The sequence below is a fragment of the Sphingomonas sp. AC449 genome (assembly GCF_979253475.1).
On the sequence record NZ_CEEDCZ010000007.1, the window covers coordinates 124,474 to 150,110 of the forward strand.

A 25,637-nucleotide genomic window follows, 5' to 3' on the forward strand; every position below is an offset into this window, starting at 1 on the left:
CAGTGCAGGCGGCGGATCAGGCGGAGGCGATGCCGCCGATCCAGGTCCCTGCGGGTTGAAGCTCGCGCGTCAGACGAACCCAGTCAGCGCGCAGGCCCGGTGCGAGCGCGCCGCGATCGCGATCGAGCCCGAGAAAGGCCGCGGGATAGGTCGCGGCCATCGCCGCAGCCTTTTCGGGGGGCAGGGCGAGCCGTTCCACGCTGTTGCGGACGGCACCCGCCATATCGAGATCGGACCCCGCAAGCGTACCGTCGGCGCCGACGCAGCGGCCACCCTCCACGCGGATCTCGCGCCCCTGCAGCATGAACGCCTTGTCGACCGCACCCACGCACGGCATCGCATCGGACACCAGCATGAAGCGGTCGTGCGGGCGCGCGCGCAGGGCGATGCGCAGCGCGGCGTCGTCGACGTGGAAGCCGTCGACGATGATCCCGCAATAGACGCCCTGGTCGTCGATCGCCGCACCGACGACACCCGGCGCGCGGTGGACGAGCGGCGACATCGCGTTGAACAGATGCGTGACGCCGGTGATCCCCGCCGCGATCGCCGTGGCGGCAACGTCGTAGCTCGCGTCGCTATGTCCGATGCTGACGAGGACGCCGGCCGCGGTCAGTGCCGCGATCTGCGCGGTCGTGACGCGCTCGGGGGCGAGCGTCAGCATCACCTTGCCGCGGCGCGGGCACGTCAGCAGCGCGAGCAGCTCGTCGTCGAGATCCTGAAACCGCGTGGGATCGTGAATGCCCTTGCGCGCGGCGCTGATGACCGGGCCCTCGACATGAATTCCGACGAGACCCGGTACGCCCGCATCGATCGCTGCATCGACCGCATCGAGCGCGCGGGCGATGACGTCGGGGGTGTCGCTGATCAGCGTGACCATGAACGCGGTGGTGCCGAAGGGGGCGTGCGCGGCGCCGATCGCGGCGATGCCCTCGACCGTGGTGGCGTCGTTGAACAGCACGCCGCCGCCGCCATTGACCTGCGTATCGACGAATCCCGGCATGATCCAGCCGCCGTCGAGATCGACGGTTTCGGCGTTGGACGCGGGGTCGGAGTCGACGCCCGCCTCGATCCTGGCGATCCGGTCGCCCTCGATGCGCAGGGTCGCGTCGGTCAGGACGGCATCCGGTGTGACGATATGGCCGTTGCGAAACCGGAAAGTCGTCATAGCGTGCACGTGACCTTGGCAAGATGCGAAGGCGCGTCCGGGTTGAACCCGCGCGCCACGGAAAGGGCGTTGACCAGCTTGTAGAAGCTCTGGACCATGAGGATCGGCTCGATCGTCGGATGCGCGACGAGCGCGGGCAGGACGGAGTCGCCGTGACGGCCATCGAGGCGCGCGTCGGCGATCAACACGTGCGCACCGCGTCCCGCGAATTCCGCTGCGGCCTCGCGCACGCCGTCGCCGGCGGCGTCGGACGTGGCGAGCGCCAGCAGCGGGAAGCCGTCCTGGACAAGCTGCATCGGCCCGTGGCGCACCTCGGCGGAGCTGAACGATTCCGCATGCAGCGCGCAGGTCTCCTTCATCTTCAACGCCGCCTCGTTGGCGATGCCGAACCCGGGACCGCGCGCGATCACGAACAGGTTCGTCGCCGACTGCAGCGGCACGACCGCAGCCGACCAGTCGAGATCCCAGGCCCGCGCGAGATCCGCGGGCAGGGCGGCGACGGCGGTGCGCATCGCATCGTCATCGGACCATTCGGCGGTGATCGCAGCCAGTGCGGCAAGCGCGCAGATATAGGACTTGGTCGCTGCGACCGACCGCTCGGGCCCTGCCTTCAGGGCGATCAGCGTGTCGGCGGCTTCGGCGAGCGGCGAGCTTTCGTCGTTGACGAGCGCGACGACATGCGCACCCGCCTGTTTGTAGGCCGCCACGGTCGCCAGCAGATCCGGGCTGCGGCCGCTCTGCGAGATCGCGATGCACAGCGTGTTGGCGGCGCTGAGCTTTGCATCGTAGAGCGAGACAACCGAGGGGGCCGTCGCCGCAACGGGGACGCCGGTCTTCGTCCAGATCAGGTATTTGCCGTAGACCGCTGCATGGTCGGACGAACCGCGCGCGCAGGTGACGACGACCGCGGGGGGCGCCGCGCGCAGTCGCGCACCCAGCGCTTCGATTGTATCCGCATTGGCGGCGAGAAGGCGCGCGACCGCCTCGCTCGATTCGGCGGCCTCGCGGAACATCAGCGTCGCCTCGGTCGCGTTCGTCGACAGCGGGACGCCGCCGTCGGGCGTGCGCGGTGCGGGATCGGGAAGGGTCTCGGTCATGGCGGCTCGCTTCATGGGGTCGCGTGATGCGATTGCAGGGCGACGCGGACATGCGTCGCCACGCACTCTCGCCCTGCGTAAGTTATAGATTGGTATTGTTCAAGCGTTGGAATGTGCAAGGCGGGTAGCGAGGTCGCGGATCCGCCCGCGACTGGTCCGGCTGGTCTGCGTCGAGGCAAACCCGAACCGGACGAGGGCAGGGTCCTGGTCCTGATCACAGGGATGCCGGCACGAGGCGTGAACCTCGCCGACGCCGGTCGCAAGGATTGCGGGAAGCGTGTCGATCGACACGCCGCTCCCGACGAGGATGCCGATGCGGCCGGCGGCGCGGCGATGGAGCATCGCAATCGCGGCCACCCCGTCGATCGCCTTCGGCACCCCGCCCGAGGTGAGGACGCGATCGAACCCCAGCGCGACGGCGGTGTCGAGCGCCGCGCCGAGATCGGGAACGAGATCGAACGCGCGGTGAAGCGTCAGCGACAGGTCGCGCCCGCGTGCCTTGCCGAGCAGGCGGGCATGCGCGATCAGTTCAGCGAGCACCGCTGCGTCAAGCGTGCCATCGACGTTGGCCGCGCCGATCACGACGCCGGCGAGCCCCGCCTCGGCCGCGGTCGTGATGTCATCGGCGATCATCGCGGATTCGCGCGGTGTGTAAACGAAGCCCCCCTCGCGTGGACGGGACAGCAGATGAACGGGCAGCGCGGCCGACGCGGCGGCGCGGATGAGCGAGGCTGCCGGAGTCAGCCCGCCGACGGCCAATGCCGTGCAGAGTTCGATCCGATCCGCGCCCCCCGCAACGGCGGCGTCGACGCCATCGAGATCCTCGACGCATATCTCCAGCGTCCTGATGCGCGGCATGACTCGCGTCAGGCCTTGAACAGCGATGGCGCGGTCAGGACCATCGTGCGTCCGTTCGGATCGGTGACTGCATAGGTAAAGCCGGGCAGCAGGCAGAAGGCGCCGACGCGGCCCTTCGGGTCGAGGGCGAGGAAGCCGACCTGGACACCGCGGATCGCGTCGCCGCGCAGCTTGGCGATGTGCCGGACGACCTCTTCGCACGCTTTTTGCGGCGATGCGCCGGACCGCATCGACGCGACCACGCGGGCGGACCCCGCGACGCGCGTCACCTCTTCGCCCAGCCCGGTCGACGTCGCGCCACCGACTCCCGCCTCGACGTACAGGCCGGAACCCACCTGCGGCGAGTCGCCGACACGGCCACGCATCTTGAACGCCATGCCCGAGGTGGTGCAGGCGCCCGCGAGGCGTCCGCCGGTGGAGCGCATCAGCAGGCCGATCGTATCGTGATCGAGCGCGCCACCGGGTGTCCGGTCGACGCGGTTCTCGCTATTGGCTTCGGGTTTGTAGTGCGCGGTGGTGAGCCAGTCGCGCCATGCCTTTTCCGATTCCGGCGTCAGCAGGTTCTGTTTCGGAAAGCCCTGGTCCCGCGCGAAGCGAGTGGCGCCCTCGCCGACGAGGAAGGTGTGCGGGGTTCGCTCCATCACGCGGCGCGCGACCGAGATTGCGTGGATCGTGTCCTCGAGTGCCGCGACGGCGCCGACGCCGCCGGCATCGTCCATGATCACGGCATCGAGCGTGACGTGCCCGTCGCGGTCGGGATAACCGGAATAGCCGACGCTATGATTGGCGGGGTCGGCCTCCGGCACCATCGCGCCCGCCTCGACCGAGTCGATCAGCGACCCGCCGGCGCGAAGCCTGGCATAGGCGGCGGCGTTCGCCGCAGCGCCGAAATCCCACGTCGACACAATGAGCGCGCCGGCGCCGCCCGCCGATCCAGCCGCGAAGGCGTTCGCGCCGCTGGTCGCGGACGCGGTCAGAGGCAGTGCGATGCCAAGCCCGCCCAATACCGATCGTCTCGTCGTCATGCCTACCCCCACAACCTGCCCCTGTGTCCAAGCCTATCGACTTTCGAAGACAAGGACCAGAGGTATGGTACGTTTGTCACATGATCATAAAAATGTAATCGAGTGGTATTATCTAGGTATTGACTGGACAGTGTTTATGACCAAAACCCGTGAGCGGAGATGGATGCAGGCTAAAGCTGCATCCCTGTAAAAGGGGTTGAGTATGTTCCTACGTCATTCCGCATCGCGCATTGCGATTTCGGGCGCCTTGCTGATGGCAAGCGCTCCGGCTTTCGCGCAGGATGTCCCGGCGCAGGTCACGCCAGCACAGGCGGAGGCGACGACGCCCGCCGAAGCAAAGGTCGAAGCAGACGCCGACTCCGCGATCGCCACGCCTGACGCCGCCGCGACGCCGCAGCGTCCCGCGACCGGCGACGGCGACATCGTCGTGACCGGGTCGCGGATCCAGCGTCCCAACATGACGTCGGCGGCGCCGATCGCGTCGGTCACCGCGCAGGACATTCGCGCGCAGGCCGCGGTCAACGTCGAGGACGTACTCAACCGCCTGCCTCAGGTCGCGCCGGACAACCAGCAGACCTATGCCGATTCCGACGGTCGCCAGCGCATCAAGCTGCGCAGCCTCGGGTTCGAGCGGACGCTGGTCCTGATCGACGGCAAGCGCCTCGGCACGCAGAATGGCCAGGACGTCGGCATCATCCCGACGTCGCTGCTCGAGCGCGTCGACGTGCTGACGGGGGGCGCGTCCTCGGTCTATGGGTCGGACGCGGTCGCGGGCGTGGTCAACTTCATCCTCAAGAAGGATTTCGAGGGCCTGCAGCTCGATGCGAACTACAATTTCTACAACCACCTCAACAAGGATACGGTCGTGTCGCCGCTGGCGCGCGCGGCGGGGTTCCGCACCCCGCGCGGCCTGACCAATGACGGTGGCCGAGCCGACGTGACGCTGACCGGTGGCGTCAAGCTGTTCGACGGCGCATTGCGCGTGTCGGGCTTCGTCAACTATCGCGAGAGCGAGGCCGTATCGCTGTCGGATCGATCCAATTCGGGCTGTTACGTGACGCAGCTGACCGCGGACGGGCCGCTCTCATGCGGTCTGACCCCGAGCAGCTCGACGAGCGGTCTCGTCACGCCGCTCAGCGGCGTCAATGCGAACCAGCAATATGTGAACAATCCGGACGGCACCCGCAGCTTCGTGCCATTCGGCGCCGGCGCGGGCAACGCGTCCAACTATTTCAGCAACTATGCGTATCAGCGGCCGTCCGAGCGGATCAACGCAGGCGGCTTTGTCAGTCTCGACATCGCCCCGAATGCCGAGCTCTACGCGTCGGGCGTCTGGTTCCGCGACAAGTCGTTCAACAATTATCCTGGCCGGGCGAGCTACAGCGGCGAGGGGCAGCTGCAGGTCAACTGCAACAACCCGTTCCTGTCGGCGTCGCAGGCGACGACGATCTGCGGTGCGGCAGCGGGGACCACGGCGCTCGCACCGATCAGCCTGTCCTATCGCCTCGGCGAATTTAACGACGTGTCCGACACGTATATCAATACCGGCGTTCGCCTGAGCGGCGGCGTGCGCGGCAAGGTCGGCGACGCGTGGACCTATGACGTCGGCGGTGTCTATTCGCGGAATCATCAGGATTACACGCCGACGTTCGTCGATCCGACACGGCTGCAGAACGCGATAAACGTAGGCGGAACGCTCGCCAACCCGACCTGCGCGACAACGTCCGACCCGGCCTGCGTGCCGTTCGACGCGTTCAGCGCCGGCAATACCAACCCGGCGCTGCGCAATTACCTGTTTGCTACGGGCACGCAGACGGGCGTCGGCACACTGTATGACGTCGTGACATCGCTGACCGGCGATCTCGGCAAATACGGGATTAGGTCACCGCTGGCGGAACAGGGCGTGGCGATCGCGCTGGGCACCGAATACCGCAAGGACACGTTCAGCGGGTATGCCGACCCGAGCTTCCGGACGCGGTTCGGCGGCGCCGACCAGAACCTGAAGCAGGATGTCTGGGAAGCGAACATCGAGGTGCAGGCGCCGCTGATCGAGCACAAGCCGTTTGCCGAACTGTTGCAGGCCAATGGCGGCTATCGCGTGTCGAAGTACAGCAGCAACCCGGACTCGTTCAGCACCTGGAAGCTGGAGGGCCTTTATGCCCCGATCAGCGACCTGACCTTCCGCGCGTCGTTCAACAAGGCACAGCGCGCGCCGACGGTGTTCGAGATCCGGCAGGCGACCAATATCGAGTTCGCGACGGTCGGCACGAACGGCATCAACGACTTCTGCGCCCCGACCCCGATCGCGGATCCCGCCACCGGGGCGATCAGCTATGGCGCGCCGGTCGCCTCGCGTGAGGTCTGCCGTGCGACGGGTCTGACCGACGCGCTCTATGGCAGCACCACGTTGTTGTGCCCTGATGACCAGTGCACGGTGCGGTCGGGCGGTTTCACGTCCGCGCCAGAAACCGCGTACACACAGACCTATGGTTTGATCGTCAAGCCGCGGTTCATTCCGGGCCTGGTGTTCTCGGTCGATCGCTACCGGATCAAGATCAACGATTCACTTGGCTACAACCCGTTCAACTATTATACCGACGGGTGTCAGCGGTCGGGCGGCGACGACTTCTTCTGCCAGGGCATCGTCCGCAATCCCGGCACCGGCACGTTGTATTCGGATCCCGCCGGCAACCCGAGCACGGGCTTCATCCGGCAGGGCACGACCAACTTCTATCAGTCGATCGCGCGCGGCTGGGACTTCCAGGGCCAGTATACGCTCGACCTCGAGACCGCGGGCAAGATCGACATGAACTTCAACGGTTCGCTGACGACCTTTGCCGGTGGGCAGGATTCGCCGGTCCAGCCCAAGCGCAACTGCGCGGGCTATTATGCCAACGGGTGCGGCCAGCTGATCCCGAAATGGTCGCACGGCCTGCGCACGACCTACACGACGATGGACAAGGCGTTCAGCGCATCGTTCAACTGGCGCTATGTCGGGTCGCTGACGCATGCCGATAATTCGGGCGACGAAGCCATTGGCGGCACGCCCGAGCGCGAGCGCACGAGCTATTATCGTGTCGCACCGATCAGCTATTTCGACCTCGCGCTCAACTTCGCGATCGCCAAGCAGTTCTCGCTGCGCCTGATCGCGAACAACCTGCTCGACAAGACGCCGCCGATCGTACCCGATTCCTACAATATCAGCCTCGCGCGCAGCAACACGATCCCGCAGCGCTACGACGCGCTCGGCCGCAACCTGGCGATCGGCACGACGATCAAGTTCTGATCCTCATCCCCGACCTGAAGGGCTCGCCGAAAACGGCGGGCCCTTTTTTTGTGCGTGGTATATGCAGTCGAGTGCTTGCGGGGCACTGCGTCATGGGCTAGCGAAACCGCCGCTGCAGCGGGCTTCGAGCCCGACGCGGCGAGTGTGCGGGTGTGGTGGAATTGGTAGACGCGCTGGACTCAAAATCCTGTTCCGAAAGGAGTGCCGGTTCGACCCCGGCCACCCGCACCACTCGATGACCGGCCTGCCCAGCGGCGGCCGGTCTTTTCATATCAGCGAACCGGAAAGAGCTGCACGTCGGTCAGGCGCAGGCCGGCGCGCGTCCCGCGATCGGGTACCGGCCCGGAAACGTCGAACTCGATCGGTTGTGCATCGAGCGTGGCATCGACCCGCCACCCGCCGCCGCGTTGCCGGGCGGGGCCGACGAGGATCGGCAGCGTCCCCGGAGCGTCCGCCCCGAGCTCCGCCTGGTGAGGCCGGAAGTGCAGCTCGGCCGGGCCATCGGATATCCCGGCTGTCGACACGTCGAGCTGTCGTCCTGCGTAAGCCGCGCGTCCGCCCGCGATCGTCACGGGGATCTGGTTGGTCTCGCCGACGAAGGCGGAGACGAACGGCGTGGCGGGCGTGTCGTAGACCTCGCGCGGCGTGCCGATCTGTTCGATGAGCCCACGGTTCATGATGACGACGCGATCGGCGAGCTCGAGGGCCTCTTCCTGATCGTGCGTGACGAAGACCGAGGTGAGACCGAGCCGATCGTGTAGGTCGCGCAGCCAGCGGCGCAAATCCTTGCGCACCTTCGCATCGAGCGCACCGAACGGCTCGTCGAGCAGGAGCAGTTGCGGCTCGACCGCGAGCGCGCGGGCGAGGGCGACGCGCTGACGCTGGCCGCCCGACAGCTGCGCGGGATAGCGATGGCCGAGGTCGGGAAGCTGGATCAGGTCGAGCAGTTCGGCGACGCGCGCGCGGATGTCCGCCTTGGCGGGACGATCGCGGCGCGCGCGGACGGTGAGCCCGAACGCGATATTGTCCGCGACGGTCATGTGCCGGAACAGCGCATAATTCTGGAAGACGAAGCCGATACGGCGCTCGGCGGCCGGCGTATCGGTCATGTCGACGCCGTCGAAGAGGACGTGCCCGGCATCGGGGAAGTCGAGCCCCGCGATCATCCGCAGCAACGTCGTCTTGCCCGAGCCCGACGGACCCAGCAGCGCGAGGAATTCGCCCGGGCGTGCCTCCAGAGTGACGCCGTTGAGCGCGGCGAACGCGCCGAACCGTTTCGAAAGGGCGTCGATGACGATGCTCAATGCGCACTCCTTGCCTGGTGATAGCCGAAGCGCCACTCGAGCAGACTTTTCAGAACCAGCGTCACCAGCGCCAGCGACGCCAGCAGCGATGCGACCGCGAACGCGCCGACAAAATCATATTCGTTGTAGAGGATCTCGACATGCAGCGGCATCGTGTTCGTGAGACCGCGGATATGTCCCGAAACCACCGAGACCGCGCCGAATTCCCCCATGGCGCGCGCGTTGCACAGCAGCACGCCGTAGAGCAGCCCCCAGCGGATGTTGGGGAGCGTGACGTGCCAGAACGTTTGCCACCCGGACGCTCCGAGCGACACCGCCGCTTCCTCGTCGTCGCGCCCCTGCTCGGCCATCAGCGGGATGATCTCGCGCGCGACGAAGGGGAAGGTGACGAACACCGTGGCGAGCACGATGCCCGGGACCGCGAAGATGACCTTCCAGTTATGCGCGATCAGCCATGGGCCGAACCACCCTTGCGCGCCGAACATCAGCACGAAGATGAGACCCGCGACCACCGGTGACACGGAGAAGGGCAGGTCGATCAGCGAGATCAGCAGGCTCTTCCCGCGAAACTCGAACTTCGTGATCGCCCACGACGCGACGACGCCGAACACGCAGTTCAACGGGACCGAGATCGCCGCGACCAGAAGCGTCAGGCGAATTGCGGCACGCGCATCAGGCTCGGCGATCGCGTCGAGAAACATCGGCCAGCCCTTGGCGAACGCCTGGACGAAGACGACGACGAGCGGCAGCGCGAGGAACAGCGCGAGGAAGACCATGCCGATGCCGATCAGGACGCGCCGACCCAGGGGGCTTTCGGTTGCGGCGGCGCGGGTCATTTCGCGCTCCGCTTGGCACGCCATGCCTGGAGCATGTTAACGAGCAGCAGCATCGAGAAGGACGCGACCAGCATCACGCAGGCGATCGCGGTCGCGCCGGGATAATCGAACTGCTCGAGCTGCGTGACGATCAGCAACGGCGCGATCTCCGATTTGTAGGGCATGTTGCCGGCGATGAAGATCACCGAGCCATATTCGCCGACGCCGCGCGCGAACGCGAGTGCGAACCCGGTCAGCAGCGCGGGCGCGATCGCGGGAAGGATGACGCGGCTGAAGGTCTGCCAGCGGGTCGCGCCAAGCGTCGCCGCGGCTTCCTCGACGTCCGCGCCGAGGTCGGCGAGGACGGGCTGGACCGATCGGACGATGAACGGCAGACCGATGAAGATCAGCGCGACGACGACGCCGAGCGGCGTGTAGGCGACGCGGACGCCGAGTGGCGCGAGCATCGACCCAATCCAGCCATTCTCGGCGTAGAGCGAGACCAGCGCGATACCCGCGACTGCGGTTGGCAATGCGAACGGCAGGTCGACCGCCGCATCGACGAGCTTCTTGCCGGGAAATTCGTACCGCGCGAGGATCCAGGCGATCAGCAGCCCGAACACCGCGTTGACCATGGCAGCCAGGAACGCCGTGCCGAAGCTCAGGCGATAGGCCGAGAGCGCGCGCGGCGACAGGCCGACGGCGACGAACCCATCCCATCCAAGCCCCGCGGCGCGGAGGAAGATCGTCGACAGGGGAATCAGCACGATCAGGCACAGCCAGGCGACCGTCAGCCCCATGGTAAGACCAAATCCCGGTATCACCGAACTCCGCACCGACCGAAGCTTCCCGACAGAGGCGCGCTCAGCCATGAGATGCCTGCCTGCGGTCCATCGTCGGCGTCAGCGCTTCGGTCCCGAATAGATTCGGTCGAAGACGCCACCATCGTTGAAGAAGCGCGCCTGCGCAGTCTTCCATCCGCCGAAATCGCGGATCGTCTGCGTCTCGATCTTCGGGAAGACGTTGGCATAGCGCGCCATGACCGCGGGATCGCGCGGGCGGTAATAGTTCTTCGCGACGATGTCCTGACCCTCAGGCGTGTAGAGGAACTTCAGATAGGCGTCGGCGACCTTCTCGGTGCCGTGCGCCTTCGCGTTGGCATCGACCACGGCCACCGAGGGCTCCGCCAGCACCGAGATCGACGGGACGACGATGTCGAAATTGCCGGCGCCGAGTTCCTTTTCGGACAGGAAGGCCTCGTTCTCCCACGCAATCAGCACATCGCCCAGGCCGCGTTCGACAAACGTCGTCGTCGCTCCACGCGCGCCGGAGTCGAGCACGGGGACATGGCCGAACAGCTGCGTCACATAGGCCTGCGCCGCAGCGTCGGACCCGCCTGCCTTTCGCCCATAGGCCCAGGCGGCGAGAAAATTCCACCGTGCTCCGCCGCTTGTCTTGGGATTGGGGGTGATGACCTGAACACCCGGTTTCACGAGGTCCGCCCAATCGCGGATCCGTTTCGGGTTGCCCTTGCGAACGAGGAAGACGATCGTCGACGTATAGGGTGCGCTGTTGTCGGGGAGGCGGGCTTCCCAGTTGGCGGGGAGCAGCTTGGCACGTTCGGCGATCGCGTCGATATCATAGGCGAGCGCCAGCGTGACGACGTCGGCACCCAGCCCGTCGATCACCGCGCGCGACTGCTTGCCCGACCCGCCATGGCTCATGTTGAATTTGATGGTCTGGCCGGTGTCCTGCTTCCACTTTGCGGCGAATGCGGTGTTGACCGAGCGGTAGAGCTCGCGCGTGGGATCATAGCTGACGTTCAGCAGTTCGACCGTGCCATCCTTGCCAGTGCCGGAGGGAGACGAGCAGCCCGTGACGATCGCCGCGAGTGCAAGGCCGATATGCGTTCGGTTCAGTGTCATCCAGTCCTCCGCTTCCTCCAATCCCTATCGTGTCGATGGTCGTAAGGAATAGCCGCAAAGCTTGGCCGTGCAAAAGATTGGGTATCCGGTGACGTCTACATCTTGAGCGGAGCCGCATAGCCGGTGAGCTCGAGATAGCCGCTGCCGCCGCGTGTACGCACTGCGCCTTCCCAATAGACGGGCATCCCGCTGCGCCGTGCGTCGAGTTCCTGATCCGCAAACAGCGGCACGAGATCGAGCCGCCGCACGCCCTCTGGCAGGCGGACGCTGAGGCGTTGCGCGACCGGGTAGAGCGCGCCGGTCCGCGGCGAACGCCATTGCCGGATCGGATCGAAGCGGACATCGGCGGGCGTGAAACGGACGACGCGGCCGTCCCTGCGGCGAAGCGACCCGCCCGCCCAGATCTGTCGCCCGCCCGCGCCGCGAATACGGAACGCCATCAGCGCGCCGCCATCGTCGAGATTGAGCCCGGTCCAGTCCCAGCCCACCGCGCCCCCGCCGAGATAGTCGGACGACCATTCGCGGTCGAGCCATGCCTGTCCGGTGACCGGCTGGGCCTGGCCGTTGCGGGCCAGCCGGCCCGACACCGACAGATGCGGCACCGAGTAATAATAGCTGGCCTGTTCGGGACGGGGGCCCTTGCGGCTATAGCCGTCCTCGCCTTCGAGCAGCGGCGGCTGGCGCGGGGTCAGCGTGAGCGACAGCGCGAAATCGGCGGTCGTGACGCGCGTGACGAAACGACCGTCGGGCAGGCGGCGGATGCGCCAGTCGCGCAGGCTGACGTCGGTGTCGCCGATCCGGGCCTGCGCCAGCCCGAACCCCGCGCGCGCGGCGCGCTCGCCGTGAAGCAGATGGCCGATACGCGGGTCCGAAAGCGCGGCATGCGCGAACAGGATCTGTTTCGGCGCAAAGGCGCTGGGATTGGCCGGATCGGTGGCGGGCGTGGTCCGGAAGAAGGTGATCTGAAACCCGAGGTCGCGCTTGTCCGGGGTGGCAAGCCGGCCCGTGACGTACCACCATTCGGTGCGAAACTCGGGATGCGCGCCGTGTTCGCGGGGAAACGCGAAGCGCGCGCCCGGGCGGACGACCGCGGGTCCGGTCGAAGCCGGCGTCGCCGCCGTTAGCAGGAGCGCTGCGAATGCGAGCAGTCGGCGCATCACCAATCCTCCCTCACCATGCGGACCGCATCGGCGGCGATCGCGCGGCGCCCCGCGATCGTCGCGGTGCCTGCTGCGGCGACCACCAAGGCTGCCGCGACGCTCGCGACGATCCCCCAGGGAACGCGCGTCGCCATCGTCCAGTTGAACGATTGCGGGTTGATCACGTGGACGAGAACCTGCGCCATGATCCCGCCGAGGAGGATGCCGGCGATGCCGCCGACGAGCCCGAGCAGGCCACCCTCGCTTGCCAGCATCGCGACGATCTGGCGCTTCGAGACCCCGATATGCCGCAGCATCCCGAATTCGCGCGTGCGCGCGATCGTCTGCGCCGACATCGTCGCGGCGACGCCCGCAAGCCCGACGAGGATCGCTACGCCTTCGAGAAGATAGGTCACGGCGAAACTCCGGTCGAACAGCTCGAGCGCATAGCGGCGCAGCGTGGCGGGGCGGGCGATTGACACGCGGCTGCGCAGATCGCGTGGCGATCGTCGGACGAGCGCTTGCTGAACCGTCTGCGTTGCGGCGCCCCCCGCCAGCCTTATCGCGGCTTCGGTGCGCGTGCTGTCGCCGGTGGCGCGCGTATAGTCGGTGTCGCGGATGACGATCGCGCCCTGCTGCCGCGCATAGTCGCGCCAGATCCCGGCGACGGCATAGCGACCGGCGATCGGCAACGTCACCGCATCGCCGACGCGGAGGCCGTAGATGCGCGCGGCAGGCTCCGACAGCCAGACCGGCGTCCTGCCCTTGGGGACCGCGTCGGCGGCCTCGATCAGCACGAGCGACTGGTCGCCACCCGTCGCGACCGGGCGCGCGATCAGCGTCACCGGCGGGCGATCGGCGGCGAGCGTCAGCGGAATCTGTCTGCTGAACGCGATCGACGCGACGCCGGGCGTCGCCTGCAGGACCGCCTGCGCGGCCGGATCGAAGCCCGCGGCGCCATCGACGCGAAGGTAGAGATCGTCGGCGAGCACCTGTCCGAGCCATTCGTCGACCGCGCCGCGAAAGCTGGTGACCATCACCGCCATGGCTATCATCAGCGCGGTGCTCGCGACGATCCCGCACAGCGCGGTCGCGGCCTCGCCGGGGGCGCCGTGGAGGTGGCGAACCGCCAGATCGACGGGAACATGCCGGCCCGAGCGGCGCGCCAGGGGCCGCAAAAGCGTGCGCGCCAGCCAGGGCATTCCCGCAATTCCGCCGGCGAGGATCAGGGCCATGCTGGCGAACCCGAAGATCGGCAAGCCATTGATCGCGGGCAGGAGTGCCATCGCGGCGCCGGTCGCCAGCAGGATCGCGGCAGGGATCCAGGGCACGGCCGCGCGCGGGTCCATCACGTCGCCGGCATTGCGCAGTGCCGCTGCGGGCGCGGCACGTGCGGCGATCCGGGCGGGGAGGACGCTGCCCGCGACGGCAGCGAGCAACCCGAGCGCAAAGAACCCGGCCGCTGCGACCGGGGCAAAGGTCAGACGGACACGACCATCCGCGAAATAGCCCGCGCCCAGATCGCCGCCGAACCGCGTGAGCGCGGCATAGGCAAGCGCATAGCCCAGCATCAGGCCGAGGGTGGCGCCGATCGTTCCGATCGCGAGCCCTTCGAACGCGACGGTCGCGACGATACCGCTGCGTGGCAGCCCGAGCGTACGGATCAGCGCAAAGCTGCGCAGCCGTCGCGCGACCGACAGCGACTGCGCGGAAAAGACGAGGAAGCCGCCGGTCAGCAACGCGACGAGGGCCAGCATGTCGAGGTTGACGCGGTAGGCGCGCGACAAGGCATCGCTGCGGACGGCGTCGCTTGCGGCGGTGCCGATCACCGCGTCGCGCGGCAGGATCGCCGCGAGCGGGGTGGTGTCGGCACCTTCGGCCTGCGCGACGTCGATACGGTCGAGCCGGCCGATCCGCCCGAACCGCCACTGCGCGGTGGCGATGTCGACGACGCCGATCGCCTGGTCCTCGGCGACGCCGGGAAGGCGCCCGGCGATACGCAGCGACGTCGTCCGGCCATTCGCCGAGACCGTCACCGCCTGCCCGGGTTCGACGCGGAGGTTGCGCAGCGCCGCGGCGGACAGGAACAGCGCATCGCCGTCGAACGCCGCGTCGGAGCGGCGGTCGACGCCCGTGGGTACGATCCCGACCAGCGACGGCGTGATCTGTGCCGCGCGCAGAACGTCGAGACCAAGCAGCGTGAAGCCCGTCGTCCCGATGGTCGCGCGAAGGACGACGGCCGGGCTCGCGTCGACGACGCCGGGCGCGCGGGCGACGCGCGGGTAGAGGGCCTCGTCGAAGCCGAGCGGGCTCGTCGCGTTGACCTGCACGTCGGCGCGGCCGTTGACGGTACGCAGCGCACCCTCGAACGACGACAGCGCCGAGCCGTTGACGAGGTGGACCGCAAAGCCGAGCGCGACGCCGATCGCGATGGCGATGGCGGTGAGCGCCAGGCGTGCCGGATGCGCACGCCACTCGCCTACGACCAGCCAGACAAGCGCGAGCCGTGCGGACAGAACGCTCACTCCCGGCGTTCCAGCCCGGTCGCGGTCAACGTGAGGACGATGTCGGCAACTGCCGCCGCAGCTTCGGAATGCGTGACGATGATCGCCGCGACCTTGTCTTCGCGCACCGCCTGCGAAAAGAGATCGAGCACCTTCGCGGCGGTCTCGGGGTCGAGATTGCCGGTCGGTTCGTCGGCGAGGATCAGCGCGGGGCGGTGGACCAGCGCGCGGGCGATCGCGACCCGCTGCAACTCGCCACCGGACAGATCGCGCGCATAGCCTTCGCCGCGCGTCCCGAGACCCACGCGTTCGAGCATCGCCTGCGCGCGGGTGGCGATGGCGCGGCTATCCGATGAGACGAGCGCGAGCGGCAGCGCCACGTTCTGGCGAAGCGTTAGATAGGGAAGGACATGGAAAGCCTGGAAGACGAAGCCGATGCGGGTGGCGCGCAGATGCGTCAGCGCGGCCTCGTCCAGCGTACCGAGCGTCACGCCCTCGACCGCGACCTGCCCGGCATCCGCGGTATCGAGTCCGGCGAGGATGTTGAGCAGCGTCGATTTGCCAACGCCGCTCTCGCCGACGATCGCGATAAGCTCCCCGGGATTGGCGGTGAGATCGAGCGCGCGGAAGAGTTGGCGGCCACCGGGCACCGACTTTTCCAGCGCGGTGACGTCGAGGAGGGCGGGAGCTTGCATTGTCCGCTCATGCCACGGCGCGTCTCCGGGGGACAGCATGGCGGGGTTGCCCTGCGTTGCTTTGGGGGCGGGTTATCCGTGCGGGGAACGAGCGCAGTGGCGGCGGGCATCCCGACCCGCCTGCCGGTCTGGGATCCGCGCCGGAGCTTTCGCCCCGGCGTCGGTGTCAGGCCGCGAACTGGTTCATCGTATTGTGCACGCCGCCCGCCTTCAGCGCTGCCTCGCCGGCGAAATATTCCTTATGGTCGTCGCCAAGGTCGGAGCCCGACATGTTCTGATGCTTCACGCAGGCGATGCCCTCGCGGATTTCCTTGCGCTGGACGCCCTTCACATAACCGAGCATCCCGGCATCGCCGAAATACTCCCTGGCGAGATTGTCGGTCGACAGCGCAGCGGTGTGATAGGTCGGCAGCGTGATCAGGTGATGGAAGATGCCGGCACGCTTCGCCGAATCCGCCTGGAAGGTGCGGATGCGTTCGTCCGCCTCGTCGCCGAGCGCAGTGCCGTCATAGTCGACGCTCATCAGCCGTGCGCGGTCATAGCCAGAGACGTCGCGACCCGCTTCGCTCCACGCATCAAACACCTGCTGGCGGAAGTTCAGCGTCCAGTTGAAGCTCGGCGAGTTGTTGTAGACGAGCTTGGCATTGGGGACGACCTCGCGAATCCGGTCGACCATGCCCGCAATCTGTTCGATGTGCGGCTTCTCGGTCTCGATCCAGAGCAGGTCTGCGCCGTTCTGCAACGAGGCGATGCAATCCATCACGCAGCGATCCTCGCCGCTGCCTGCGCGGAACTGGAACAGGTTGGAGGGCAGGCGCTTCGGGCGGAGCAGCTTGCCGTCGCGATTGAGGATGACGTCGCCATTCTGCGCGGTCGCGGGATCGATCTCCTCGCAGTCGAGATAGGAGTTGTACTGATCGCCGAGATCACCGGGCGCCTTGCTGACGGCGATCTGCTTGGTGAGCCCGGCACCGAGCGAGTCGGTCCGCGTGACGATGATGCCGTCCTCGACGCCGAGTTCGAGGAACGCGTAGCGGCAGGCGCGAACCTTCGCGAGAAAGTCCTCATGCGGCACGGTGACCTTGCCGTCCTGATGTCCGCACTGCTTCTCGTCGCTGACCTGGTTCTCGATCTGGAGCGCGCAGGCGCCTGCCTCGATCATCTTGCGTGCGAGCAGGTATGTCGCCTCGGCGTTGCCGAAGCCCGCGTCGATATCGGCGATGACGGGGACGACGTGCGTCTGGTGATTCTCGACCGCGTTGAGCAGGCGCTTTTCCTCTATGGCGTTACCCGCGGCGCGCGCCGCGTCGATGTCGCGGAACAACATGCCGAGTTCGCGGGCATCGGCCTGGCGAAGGAAGGTGTAGAGCTCCTCGATCAAGGCGGGGACGCTCGTCTTTTCGTGCATCGACTGGTCCGGCAATGGGCCGAATTCGCTTCGCAGCGCGGCCACCATCCAGCCGGACAGATAGAGATAGCGGCGGTCGGTCGTGCCGAAATGCTTCTTGATGCTGATCATCTTCTGCTGCGCGATGAACCCGTGCCAGCACCCTAAGGACTGCGTGTAGTGCGCAGGGTCCGCGTCGTAGGCGGCCATATCGCTGCGCATGATCGCGGCCGTGTACCGCGCGATGTCGAGACCCGTGCGGAACCGGTTCTGCGCGCGCATCCGGGCGACGGATTCGGACGCGATCCCATCCCATGTCCCGTTCTGCGCGGCGATCAGGTGGTCGATATGCGTGATGTCGGTCTGGAAGGTCATGCTGCGTCCTCGTTCCGCGTTTGATGCGGCGGGAGTACACAGCATTACACGCGACCGCCCCGGTCAGCGCACCTCCGACAGCGTCGAGGTGTCACAGGCGTTCATGGCCGTCTGTCCGGTTGTCACGATCTTGACAAAACCGATCAGGCCGGGGCGGTCGTGCTCGCGGCCGGGATCTGGTGGCTCGGATTGTCAGAGGTCTGTTCGAGCAGCCCGTTGCGCTTCGCCACGATCGTGGGCACGAGCGCCTGGCCGGCGACGTTCACCGCGGTGCGGCCCATGTCGAGGATCGGGTCGATCGCGAGGAGGAGCCCCGCGCCTTCCAGCGGCAACCCGAGTGTCGACAGCGTCAGCGTCAGCATCACGACAGCGCCGGTCAGACCCGCGGTTGCGGCGGAGCCGAGGACGGACACGAGTATGATGAGGACATAATCGGCGGCGTGGAGCGGAATGCCGTAATATTGCGCGACGAAGATCGCGGACACGGCGGGATAGATCGCGGCACACCCATCCATCTTCGTCGTCGCCGCGAATGGTACGGCGAACGAGGAATAGCTTCGCGGTACGCCAAGCCCCCGCTCGACGACGTCTTCGGTGACCGGGAGCGTCGCGATCGAGGACCGCGATACGAAACCGAGCTGGATCGCCGGCCAGGCGGCGGCAAAGAAGCGCTTCGGGCTCAGGCCGTTGGCGATCAGCAATATGGGATAGACGACGAACAGGACCAGTGCGAGGCCGGCATAGACCGCGATGCTGAACGCCCCGAGCGCGGACAGCGACTGCCAGCCATAGCGGACGATCGCATTGCCGAGCAGCGCGCCGGTCCCGATCGGCGTAAGGCGGATGACCCAGCGCAGGATGCGGCGGAATAGCGCGAGCGCGGAGGCGTTAAAGGCGAGGAACGGTGCGCCGGCGTCGCCGATCCGGACCGCGGCAACACCGATCGTGATCGCGATGACGATGATCTGCAGGACATTGAACGACAGGGCGGTGCGCGCGGCGCCGTCCGCCAGCTTGGTCGACGCCTCCAGCCCGAGAATGTTCGCGGGCACGAGACCACGCAGGAAGTCGAGCCATGATCCAGCCGCCTTCGGCGCGACCGCGCTTGCGGCATTTACCCCGGCGGTGACGCCAGGCTGGATCAGCAGGCCGAGCGCGATGCCGATCGTGACAGCGATCAGCGCGGTGATCGCGAACCAGACAAGCGTGCTGATGACGAGGCGGCGGGCGTTGTCGAGATTGCGGAGGGCGGCGATCGAGGCGACGATCGCGGTGAAGACAAGCGGTACGACAAGCGTCTTCAGGAGCTGGACGAAGATCTCGCCGACGATGCGCAACGTCTCCGCAAGCCCCGAACCCTCGCCCAGATTGCGCGCGACAAACCCGAGCGCGAGCCCGCTGATCATGCCGATCAACACCTGCAATCCGAACGATCGCCGTAACGTATGCATTGCCATCATCCCGTCTAAACCCGACCGGGCTACAGGGGTTTCACGGTGATGTGCAACGAAGACGCTGTCCGTCGCGGGATAGCCGAGCTTGTCGTAATCAGCGGACGATGGGGAATTGCTCGCGGAACCGATCGACCAGCGTCTCGATGCGATCGATGTCTTCGGCGCTGCCCGACGGCGTGACCGACCAGTTGCAGTGCGGATGCGTGTCGATCGAATAGACGCGCACATCGCCCACCGCCATCCGCCACCGGCGGCGGTCGCCGAGATGGTCTCTGGTCAGTACCGTCACGAGGCGGTCGCGCAGTTCGCTTGCGGTCATCGGCGGGATCTGGAGCAGGGCATCGAGGCGTGCGATACCGCGTGGGGCGCGATGTGACACCCCAAAAGCGCGTTCAGGTCGGATCGCTTTCCTCGGAAATCGCGATCACCGGCAATGGGCTGCTCGCTGCCATGACCGCGCCGCCATGAGCGGTGCCGACATGGATGCGGACGCCCGATGCCAGTCGGAGACGAGGGGAGGGCATGGTCGAGGCGAGCGCCGACGCAGGCGGCGAGGGCGCCATGACCTCGGCATCCGGCGCCGTTCGACCACGGTGTACGGTGACGCTCGACTCGATCGCGCCGGTATAGCCGGACGCGACGGTGGTGGGGGCGAGCGCGGTCGCGGGTCCGGCGATAGGGTCGGGCTCGAGGCCCGCATAGCGCTGACGGAAGGTCAGCGCGCGTTCCATCGCGCCGCGCCAGCGATAGAAGACGTGCGCGCCGATCGCGCCGACCCGGCTGAGGCTCGGCGCCCACCAGGGCAGGATCGAGGCGGCGTGATACGAGGTCGATGCCCCGATCGGCGCGAAGACGCTCCCGTCAAAGGCGGCGCGCGCAATCGAAGCCGCGCGTGCCCAGGCGCTTTCGTCGCGGGGACGGTTCATCGAGCCGTCGCAGGTGAAGCTGAACTGGCAGCCGGTGCGGCGCGTCGACCCCTGATAGACGACGCCGCACACGCTGTGCGGGAAGGCGCGATCACGGACGCGGTTGAGCACGACCTGCGCGACCGCGCGCTGCCCGTCGGTGGATTCGGACCGCGCCTCGTAATAGACCGCGGCGGTCAGGCACGCGATCGCCCGCTGACGGTCGTTCTCGCTGCGGGCGGCGCCGGTGAACGCGGGGGCTGCGGCGGGCGTCAGCAACGCATCGGTCAGTCTGGCCGGGCTGGCGAAGGCGCGTTCGAGCGGCTCGACCGGTGCGTCGAGCGCGAGCCCGGCAAGCAATGTGCGGGCTTCGGCGGCGTCGCGGACGGGAACCGCGGCGACGTGGCCGGCCTGACGCAGCGCGGGCGGAACGCACGACGTGCTGGCGGCGATCGCCGTGAACCCCAGCAATGTTCTCTTGAGCATAAGGCGGATCGCGCGTCCTGACAGGAACCCCGCACGTACCGCCCGTATCTTAGATACTGGTTAACTCGCCGGCGCGGCGGCGACGAGGCTCAGCCCGACGGCCTCGGCAACCTTGATCCCGTCGACACCCGCCGAGAGGATGCCGCCCGCATAGCCGGCACCTTCGCCCGCGGGAAACAGCCCGATCGTGTTGAGGCTCTGAAAGTCGTCGCCGCGCGTGATGCGGACGGGGGACGAGGTGCGGGTCTCGACACCGGTGAGTACCGCGTCGGGGTGGTCATAGCCGGGAATGTCGCGGCCGAAGACGGGGAGCGCTTCGCGCATCGCGCTGACCGCAAAATCGGGCAGGCATTCGGCAAGGTCGGTGAGATGCACACCCGGGCGGTAGGACGGGATCACCGTCCCGAGCGCGGTCGATGGTCGGCCCGCGAGGAAATCGCCCAGCCGCTGTGCAGGGGCTTTGTAGTCGGAACCACCGGCGACATAGGCCCGCGACTCCCAGTGCCGCTGCAGTTCGATGCCGGCGAGCGGATTGCCGGGATAGTCGCGCGCGGGATCGATGCCGACGACGAGCCCCGAATTGGCGTTGCGTTCGTTGCGCGAATACTGGCTCATGCCGTTGGTCGCGACGCGACCGGGCTCCGACGTCGCGGCGACGACCGTGCCACCCGGGCACATGCAGAAGCTGTAGACCGTGCGGCCGTTCGAACAGTGATGCGAGAGGCTGTAGGCGGCGGCGCCGAGGTCGGGATGCCCTGCGCAGGGGCCGAACCGCGCCTGGTCGATCCAGGATTGCGGATGTTCGATGCGCACGCCAATCGAGAACGGCTTGGCCTCGAGATACACGCCACGATCGTGCAGCATGTGGAAGGTGTCGCGCGCGCTGTGCCCGACCGCGAGCACGACGTGATCCGCCTCGAGATACTCGCCGGTGTGAAGGTGGAGACCGCGAAGCCGGCGCGTACCGTCGTCGTCGACCGCGATGTCGAGGTCGTCGACGCGGTGTTCGAAGCGATATTCACCGCCAAGCGACTCGATCGTCTCGCGCATCGCCTCGACCATCGTCACCAACCGGAACGTGCCGATATGCGGATGCGCCTCGGTCAGGATCTCGGGCGGTGCGCCGGCCTTGACGAACTCGGTGATGACCTTGCGGCCGAGGTGGCGCGGATCCTTGATCTGGCTCCACAGCTTGCCGTCGGAGAATGTGCCCGCGCCGCCTTCGCCGAACTGGACGTTGGACTCGGGGTTGAGGACGCTGCGACGCCAGAGACCCCAGGTGTCCTTGGTGCGTTCGCGAACCAGCTTGCCGCGATCGAGGATGATCGGGCGGAACCCCATCTGCGCGAGGATGAGCCCGGCGAACAGGCCGCACGGACCGGTGCCGACGACGACCGGACGTCGTGCGGCCGGCGTCTCCGGCGCCTTGGCGACGTGACGATAGCCGGTGTCGGGGGTCGTGTTGACGTGGCGGTCCTTGCGAAACCGCGCGAGGATCGTCGCCTCGTTCTTCGCGGTGACGTCGATCGAATAGACGAGCTGGATGTCCATCTTGTCGCGCGCGTCGTGCGCGCGGCGGGCGACGGTATAGCGGATGAGTTCGCGCGGGGTGATCCGCAGTCGCTTGCAGACCGCTGCGGGGATCGCTTCGTCGGCGTGGTTGAGCGGAAGCTTGAGTTCGGTAATGCGCAGCATGGGGCCCTGTAACGCGGCGTTGCGGATTTCGCCATGTCGCGCGGTGCGCGTTCGCGACACGACCGCCTTGAGCGGTGGTTGGGGGGATTGTGGGACTCCGCCAGGGCTTGCCGTCGGGGGCCGGGTTCTGCACGGTGCTGTTAAGGGCCACCACAGGGATGTCGATCGATCAACAGCGCCGTCGTCATCGCCGCGATGCTTGCCTATGGGGCGGCGCTGTTCGGGATCGCGTGGGTGGTGGACCGGCGCGGGCTTTCGGTGCGGATGGCGCGGATCGCGTATCCGCTGTCGCTCGCGGTATATTGCAGCAGCTGGACGTTCTTCGGCGGGGTCGGCACGGCGGCGACGCAGGGCTGGGACTATCTGTCGATCTATCTTGGGCCCGCGCTGGTCTTCCTGCTCGCCCCCGGATTCCTCGCGAAGCTGGTCCGGCTGGCGCGCGACGAAGGCTCGAGTTCGATCGCGGACTTCATCTCCGCGCGCTACGGGCGCAACCGCGGCACCGCGGCGATCGTCGCGGGCACCGCGCTCGTCGCATCGATCCCGTATATCGCGCTGCAGCTGCGGTCGGTGACGCTGAGTTTCGGTGCGCTGATCGGGATCGGCGGATCGGCGCTGGTCGGGCCGCTCGTCGCGTTGCTGCTGGCGACGTTCGCGATCAGTTTCGGTGCGCGGCGCTACGAGGTCGCAGGCGGTAACGAGGGGGTCGTCGCGGCGATCGCGGCGGAATCGCTGATCAAGCTGCTGTGTTTCGTCGCGCTGGGCGGGTTTGCCTTGTGGCTGCTCGTCGGGCTTCCGCCGACCGCGACGGACGCCTCGCTGACGCAGTTCGCGGACGGATTTGCCCCCGGTGCGCTGACGCCCGACTTCTTCATCCGCACCTTGCTGTCGGCGTGCGCGATCATATGCCTGCCCCGCCAATTCTATGTCGGCATCCTCGAGGCGCGGAACCCCGGCGCGATCGCGCGCGCGCGCTGGCCGTTCATCGCGTACCTCGCGGTGATATCGGTGATGGTCCTGCCGCTCGCGCTCGCCGGAATGGCGATGCTGCCCGCAACGATACGCCCCGACCTGTATGTGCTCGCGATACCCTTGTCGCGCGACAGCGATCCGCTCGCGCTGATGGCGTTCATCGGTGGCTTCTCGGCGGCCACGGCGATGGTGGTAACCGAGACGATCGCGCTGTCGACAATGGCGACGAACGACCTGCTCGCGCCGCTGCTGCTGCGCCGGCAGACCGATGGCGGCGAGGGCGATCTCGGCCGTCGGCTGCTGCGCGTGCGGCGGATCATCATCGGCGCGATCGTCGGCGCGGCGTTGCTGTACGGCACGAGCATCGGCGACGAGCTGTCGCTCGCGTCGATCGGGCTGATCGCGTTTGCCGGTGTCGCGCAGTTCGCCCCCGCGCTGGTGGCGACGGTTTCCTGGGGTTTCGCCGATGCACGTGCGGCGCGCGGCGGGCTGATCGGCGGGGTGATCGTCTGGGCCTATTGCCTGCTGATGCCGTCGATCCGCTGGGGCTTCGGGGACAGCATCACGCGCGCGACGGGCGGGCTGCTCGATCCCGACGCATTGCTGCGGCTGTCGCTGGGATCGCCGCTGGTCAACGGGACCGCGTGGAGTCTCGGCGTCAACATCGCGCTGATGGCCGGGCTTCATCTCTACAGCGAGCGCCGTCGCGTGTTCGGCGGGCGGCATAGCGTGCTCGACCATGTGACGACGTTCGGCGAGCTCAAGGGCCTCGTCGCACGGTTCGTCGGTGATGCCGAAGCCGCCGAAGGACTCGACCTGTTGTCGCGCGATCCGCAATCGCCGATCGACGGGCGCGCCGCGCGGCTGGCGGAGCGGCTGATCGCCGGCGTGATCGGAGCGCCATCGGCGCGACTGATCGTGACGTCGAGCCTCGCCGGGTCCGCGATGGAAGTCGGCGACGTCGTCCGGCTGCTCGACCAGCGCGGGCGCAGTCTCCGATTCTCGCGGTCGCTGCTGTCGGCGACGCTCGAAACGATCGACCCGGGTGTGAGCGTGATCGATGCGAACCTGAGGCTGGTCGCGTGGAATCCGCGCTATGTCGAGATGTTCGACTATCCCGAGGGCTATGTGATCGCGGGCCGGCCGATCGCCGACCTGATCCGCTACAATGCGGAGCGCGGCGAATGCGGCCCGGGCGGAGTCGACGCGCATGTCTCGCGGCGGCTCGCGCACCTGATGCGGGGGTTGCCGCACAGCTTCGAGCGGCTGCGACCGTCGGGGCGCTGGATCAAGACGGTCGGCCGCGCGATGCCGGGGGGCGGGTATGTCCAGAGCTTTACCGACATCACCGCGGAAAAGGCGGCACAGGCGCAACTCGAGATGCGCGTCGAGGCGCGCACGCGCGATTTGGCGCGATCGAACACGATGCTGGACGAGGCGCGGATGCACGCCGAGACCGCGACGCGCGACAAGACGCGGTTCCTTGCCGCCGCGAGCCACGACCTCCTCCAGCCGTTGCACGCGGCCCGGCTCTTCTGCGCCGCGCTCGACGAGGGCAAGGCGCCGCACCAGGCGGATCTGGTCCGTGCGATCGATGGGGCGATCGGATCCGCCGACATCCTGCTGCGTGCGCTGCTCGACGTCTCGCGGCTCGATGCGGGGGGCGTTGTGCCCAAGATCGAACGGTTCGTGATCGGCGACCTGATCGACGAGCTCGCGGCGGAATTCAGGCCGCTGGCGGGTGAGCGCGGGCTGGCGCTGCACGCGCATCCCGGGGTGCAGGTGGTCGCCACCGACCGGTCGCTGCTGCGGTCGATCCTGCAGAATTTCCTGTCGAACGCCGTGCGCTACACGCCGTCGGGACGGATCTGGGTCGGTGCGCGGCGGCGCGGCGCGGACGTGCTGATTGAAGTACGCGACAGCGGCCCGGGGATCGCGGCGGGTGATCGCGACCGGATCTTCGCCGAGTTCGAACGCGTCGAAAGCAAGGGCAGTGCGGGCGGCGGGGTCGGGCTTGGGCTGGCGATCGTCCGGCGGATCGGGCAGTTGCTCAACCTGCCGATCGAATTGCGGTCGCGCCGGGGAAGCGGGTCGACCTTTGCGGTGCGCGTGCCCTCCGCGATGCGTGCGACTCTACCTGCGGCGGTACCGGTCGCGACGGTCGCGCGGACCCTGCCGCCGGGGCTGCGCGTCCTGTGCCTCGACAACGACGCTGCCACGCTTGTCGCGCTCGATGCGGCGCTCCGGTCGCGCAGGTGCGTGCCGTTGCTTGCCGCGACGATCGCCGAGGCGATGACATTGGCGGCGGACGAGGAGCCCGAGGTCGCGCTGATCGATTTTCACCTCGAGGCGGCCGAGGACGGGCTGGATGTCGCGGCACGGCTCGCAGCGATGAGCCCGGCGCCGGCGATCGCGCTGGTGACCGCCGACCGGCATGTCGGGGACGATCCGCGGAGCGCGGGGATCACAATCCTTGCCAAGCCCGTCGTACCGGCCGAGCTCTGGGGCTTTCTCGAACGCGCGTCGGCAGCGGCAGCCGCGGTCTGACGC

General features: G+C 67.7%; 18 protein-coding genes and 1 tRNA gene. 3 read left to right on the plus strand and 16 right to left on the minus strand.

Features of this window, described 5'->3' with window-relative positions:
* Window positions 1-16: 16 nt before the first annotated feature.
* The 4 genes from nagA to AC0CH3_RS12885 all read right to left on the minus strand — a co-directional run bounded on the left by nagA (window position 17) and on the right by AC0CH3_RS12885 (window position 4,145).
* Window positions 17-1,165, minus strand: a complete 1,149-nt coding sequence (gene nagA / locus AC0CH3_RS12870; protein ID WP_354299667.1) for an N-acetylglucosamine-6-phosphate deacetylase — start codon at window positions 1,163-1,165, stop codon at window positions 17-19.
* The gene (locus AC0CH3_RS12875) at window positions 1,162-2,178 is read right to left on the minus strand and encodes an SIS domain-containing protein (protein ID WP_354300420.1); all 1,017 of its coding nucleotides are present in this window, start codon (window positions 2,176-2,178) and stop codon (window positions 1,162-1,164) included. Before AC0CH3_RS12875 ends, nagA begins: the two co-directional genes overlap by 4 nt.
* A 183-nt stretch (window positions 2,179-2,361) precedes the next feature.
* On the minus strand, window positions 2,362-3,120 hold the full coding sequence (locus tag AC0CH3_RS12880; protein ID WP_354299669.1) for a copper homeostasis protein CutC: 759 nt from the start codon (window positions 3,118-3,120) through the stop codon (window positions 2,362-2,364).
* A gap of 8 nt (window positions 3,121-3,128) precedes the next feature.
* Complete coding sequence (locus tag AC0CH3_RS12885) at window positions 3,129-4,145, minus strand: N(4)-(beta-N-acetylglucosaminyl)-L-asparaginase (protein WP_354299671.1); 1,017 nt, start codon at window positions 4,143-4,145, stop codon at window positions 3,129-3,131.
* A 202-nt stretch (window positions 4,146-4,347) separates the two neighbouring features.
* Between AC0CH3_RS12885 and AC0CH3_RS12890 the strand changes: the two genes are divergently transcribed.
* Both AC0CH3_RS12890 and AC0CH3_RS12895 read left to right on the plus strand, forming a co-directional pair.
* Window positions 4,348-7,431 carry a TonB-dependent receptor domain-containing protein gene (locus tag AC0CH3_RS12890; protein ID WP_354299672.1) on the plus strand — a complete coding sequence of 1,028 codons (3,084 nt, stop codon included), beginning with the start codon at window positions 4,348-4,350 and terminating at the stop codon, window positions 7,429-7,431.
* Window positions 7,432-7,577: 146 nt separating this feature from the next.
* Window positions 7,578-7,662, plus strand: a tRNA-Leu gene (locus AC0CH3_RS12895).
* Between the two features lie 41 nt (window positions 7,663-7,703).
* On the opposite strand, the gene AC0CH3_RS12900 is transcribed toward AC0CH3_RS12895, so the two are convergent.
* The 12 genes from AC0CH3_RS12900 to AC0CH3_RS12955 form a co-directional block, all read right to left on the minus strand.
* On the minus strand, window positions 7,704-8,735 hold the full coding sequence (locus AC0CH3_RS12900) for a sulfate/molybdate ABC transporter ATP-binding protein (protein ID WP_354299673.1): 1,032 nt from the start codon (window positions 8,733-8,735) through the stop codon (window positions 7,704-7,706).
* On the minus strand, window positions 8,732-9,571 hold the full coding sequence (cysW, locus tag AC0CH3_RS12905; protein ID WP_082446088.1) for a sulfate ABC transporter permease subunit CysW: 840 nt from the start codon (window positions 9,569-9,571) through the stop codon (window positions 8,732-8,734). Before cysW ends, AC0CH3_RS12900 begins: the two co-directional genes overlap by 4 nt.
* Entirely contained in the window at window positions 9,568-10,422 is an 855-nt protein-coding gene (cysT, locus tag AC0CH3_RS12910; protein ID WP_354299675.1) for a sulfate ABC transporter permease subunit CysT, read from the minus strand. The genes cysW and cysT overlap by 4 nt, the downstream gene beginning before the upstream one ends.
* Before the next feature lie 30 nt (window positions 10,423-10,452).
* On the minus strand, window positions 10,453-11,475 hold the full coding sequence (locus AC0CH3_RS12915; RefSeq protein ID WP_465237975.1) for a sulfate ABC transporter substrate-binding protein: 1,023 nt from the start codon (window positions 11,473-11,475) through the stop codon (window positions 10,453-10,455).
* Window positions 11,476-11,570: 95 nt separating this feature from the next.
* Window positions 11,571-12,632 (minus strand): lipocalin-like domain-containing protein, encoded by a 1,062-nt coding sequence (locus AC0CH3_RS12920; RefSeq protein WP_354299679.1) that lies wholly within the window; start codon window positions 12,630-12,632, stop codon window positions 11,571-11,573.
* Window positions 12,632-15,139: an FtsX-like permease family protein gene (locus AC0CH3_RS12925; protein ID WP_465237976.1), complete on the minus strand. Its 2,508-nt coding sequence runs from the start codon at window positions 15,137-15,139 to the stop codon at window positions 12,632-12,634. Before AC0CH3_RS12925 ends, AC0CH3_RS12920 begins: the two co-directional genes overlap by 1 nt.
* Window positions 15,136-15,813, minus strand: a complete 678-nt coding sequence (locus tag AC0CH3_RS12930) for an ABC transporter ATP-binding protein (protein WP_354299682.1) — start codon at window positions 15,811-15,813, stop codon at window positions 15,136-15,138. The genes AC0CH3_RS12925 and AC0CH3_RS12930 overlap by 4 nt, the downstream gene beginning before the upstream one ends.
* A 166-nt stretch (window positions 15,814-15,979) precedes the next feature.
* Complete coding sequence (locus tag AC0CH3_RS12935) at window positions 15,980-17,575, minus strand: isocitrate lyase (RefSeq protein WP_354299684.1); 1,596 nt, start codon at window positions 17,573-17,575, stop codon at window positions 15,980-15,982.
* Between the two features lie 143 nt (window positions 17,576-17,718).
* Window positions 17,719-19,026: a dicarboxylate/amino acid:cation symporter gene (locus AC0CH3_RS12940; protein WP_354299685.1), complete on the minus strand. Its 1,308-nt coding sequence runs from the start codon at window positions 19,024-19,026 to the stop codon at window positions 17,719-17,721.
* A 97-nt stretch (window positions 19,027-19,123) separates the two neighbouring features.
* Window positions 19,124-19,348, minus strand: a complete 225-nt coding sequence (locus AC0CH3_RS12945; RefSeq protein WP_354299687.1) for a hypothetical protein — start codon at window positions 19,346-19,348, stop codon at window positions 19,124-19,126.
* Between the two features lie 73 nt (window positions 19,349-19,421).
* Window positions 19,422-20,420, minus strand: a complete 999-nt coding sequence (locus AC0CH3_RS12950; protein WP_354299689.1) for a cell wall hydrolase — start codon at window positions 20,418-20,420, stop codon at window positions 19,422-19,424.
* Window positions 20,421-20,480: 60 nt separating this feature from the next.
* Window positions 20,481-22,115, minus strand: a complete 1,635-nt coding sequence (locus AC0CH3_RS12955; RefSeq protein WP_056022727.1) for an NAD(P)/FAD-dependent oxidoreductase — start codon at window positions 22,113-22,115, stop codon at window positions 20,481-20,483.
* A 195-nt stretch (window positions 22,116-22,310) separates the two neighbouring features.
* Between AC0CH3_RS12955 and AC0CH3_RS12960 the strand changes: the two genes are divergently transcribed.
* Window positions 22,311-25,634 (plus strand): PAS domain-containing hybrid sensor histidine kinase/response regulator, encoded by a 3,324-nt coding sequence (locus AC0CH3_RS12960; protein WP_354299691.1) that lies wholly within the window; start codon window positions 22,311-22,313, stop codon window positions 25,632-25,634.
* The last annotated feature ends 3 nt before the right edge of the window (window positions 25,635-25,637 follow it).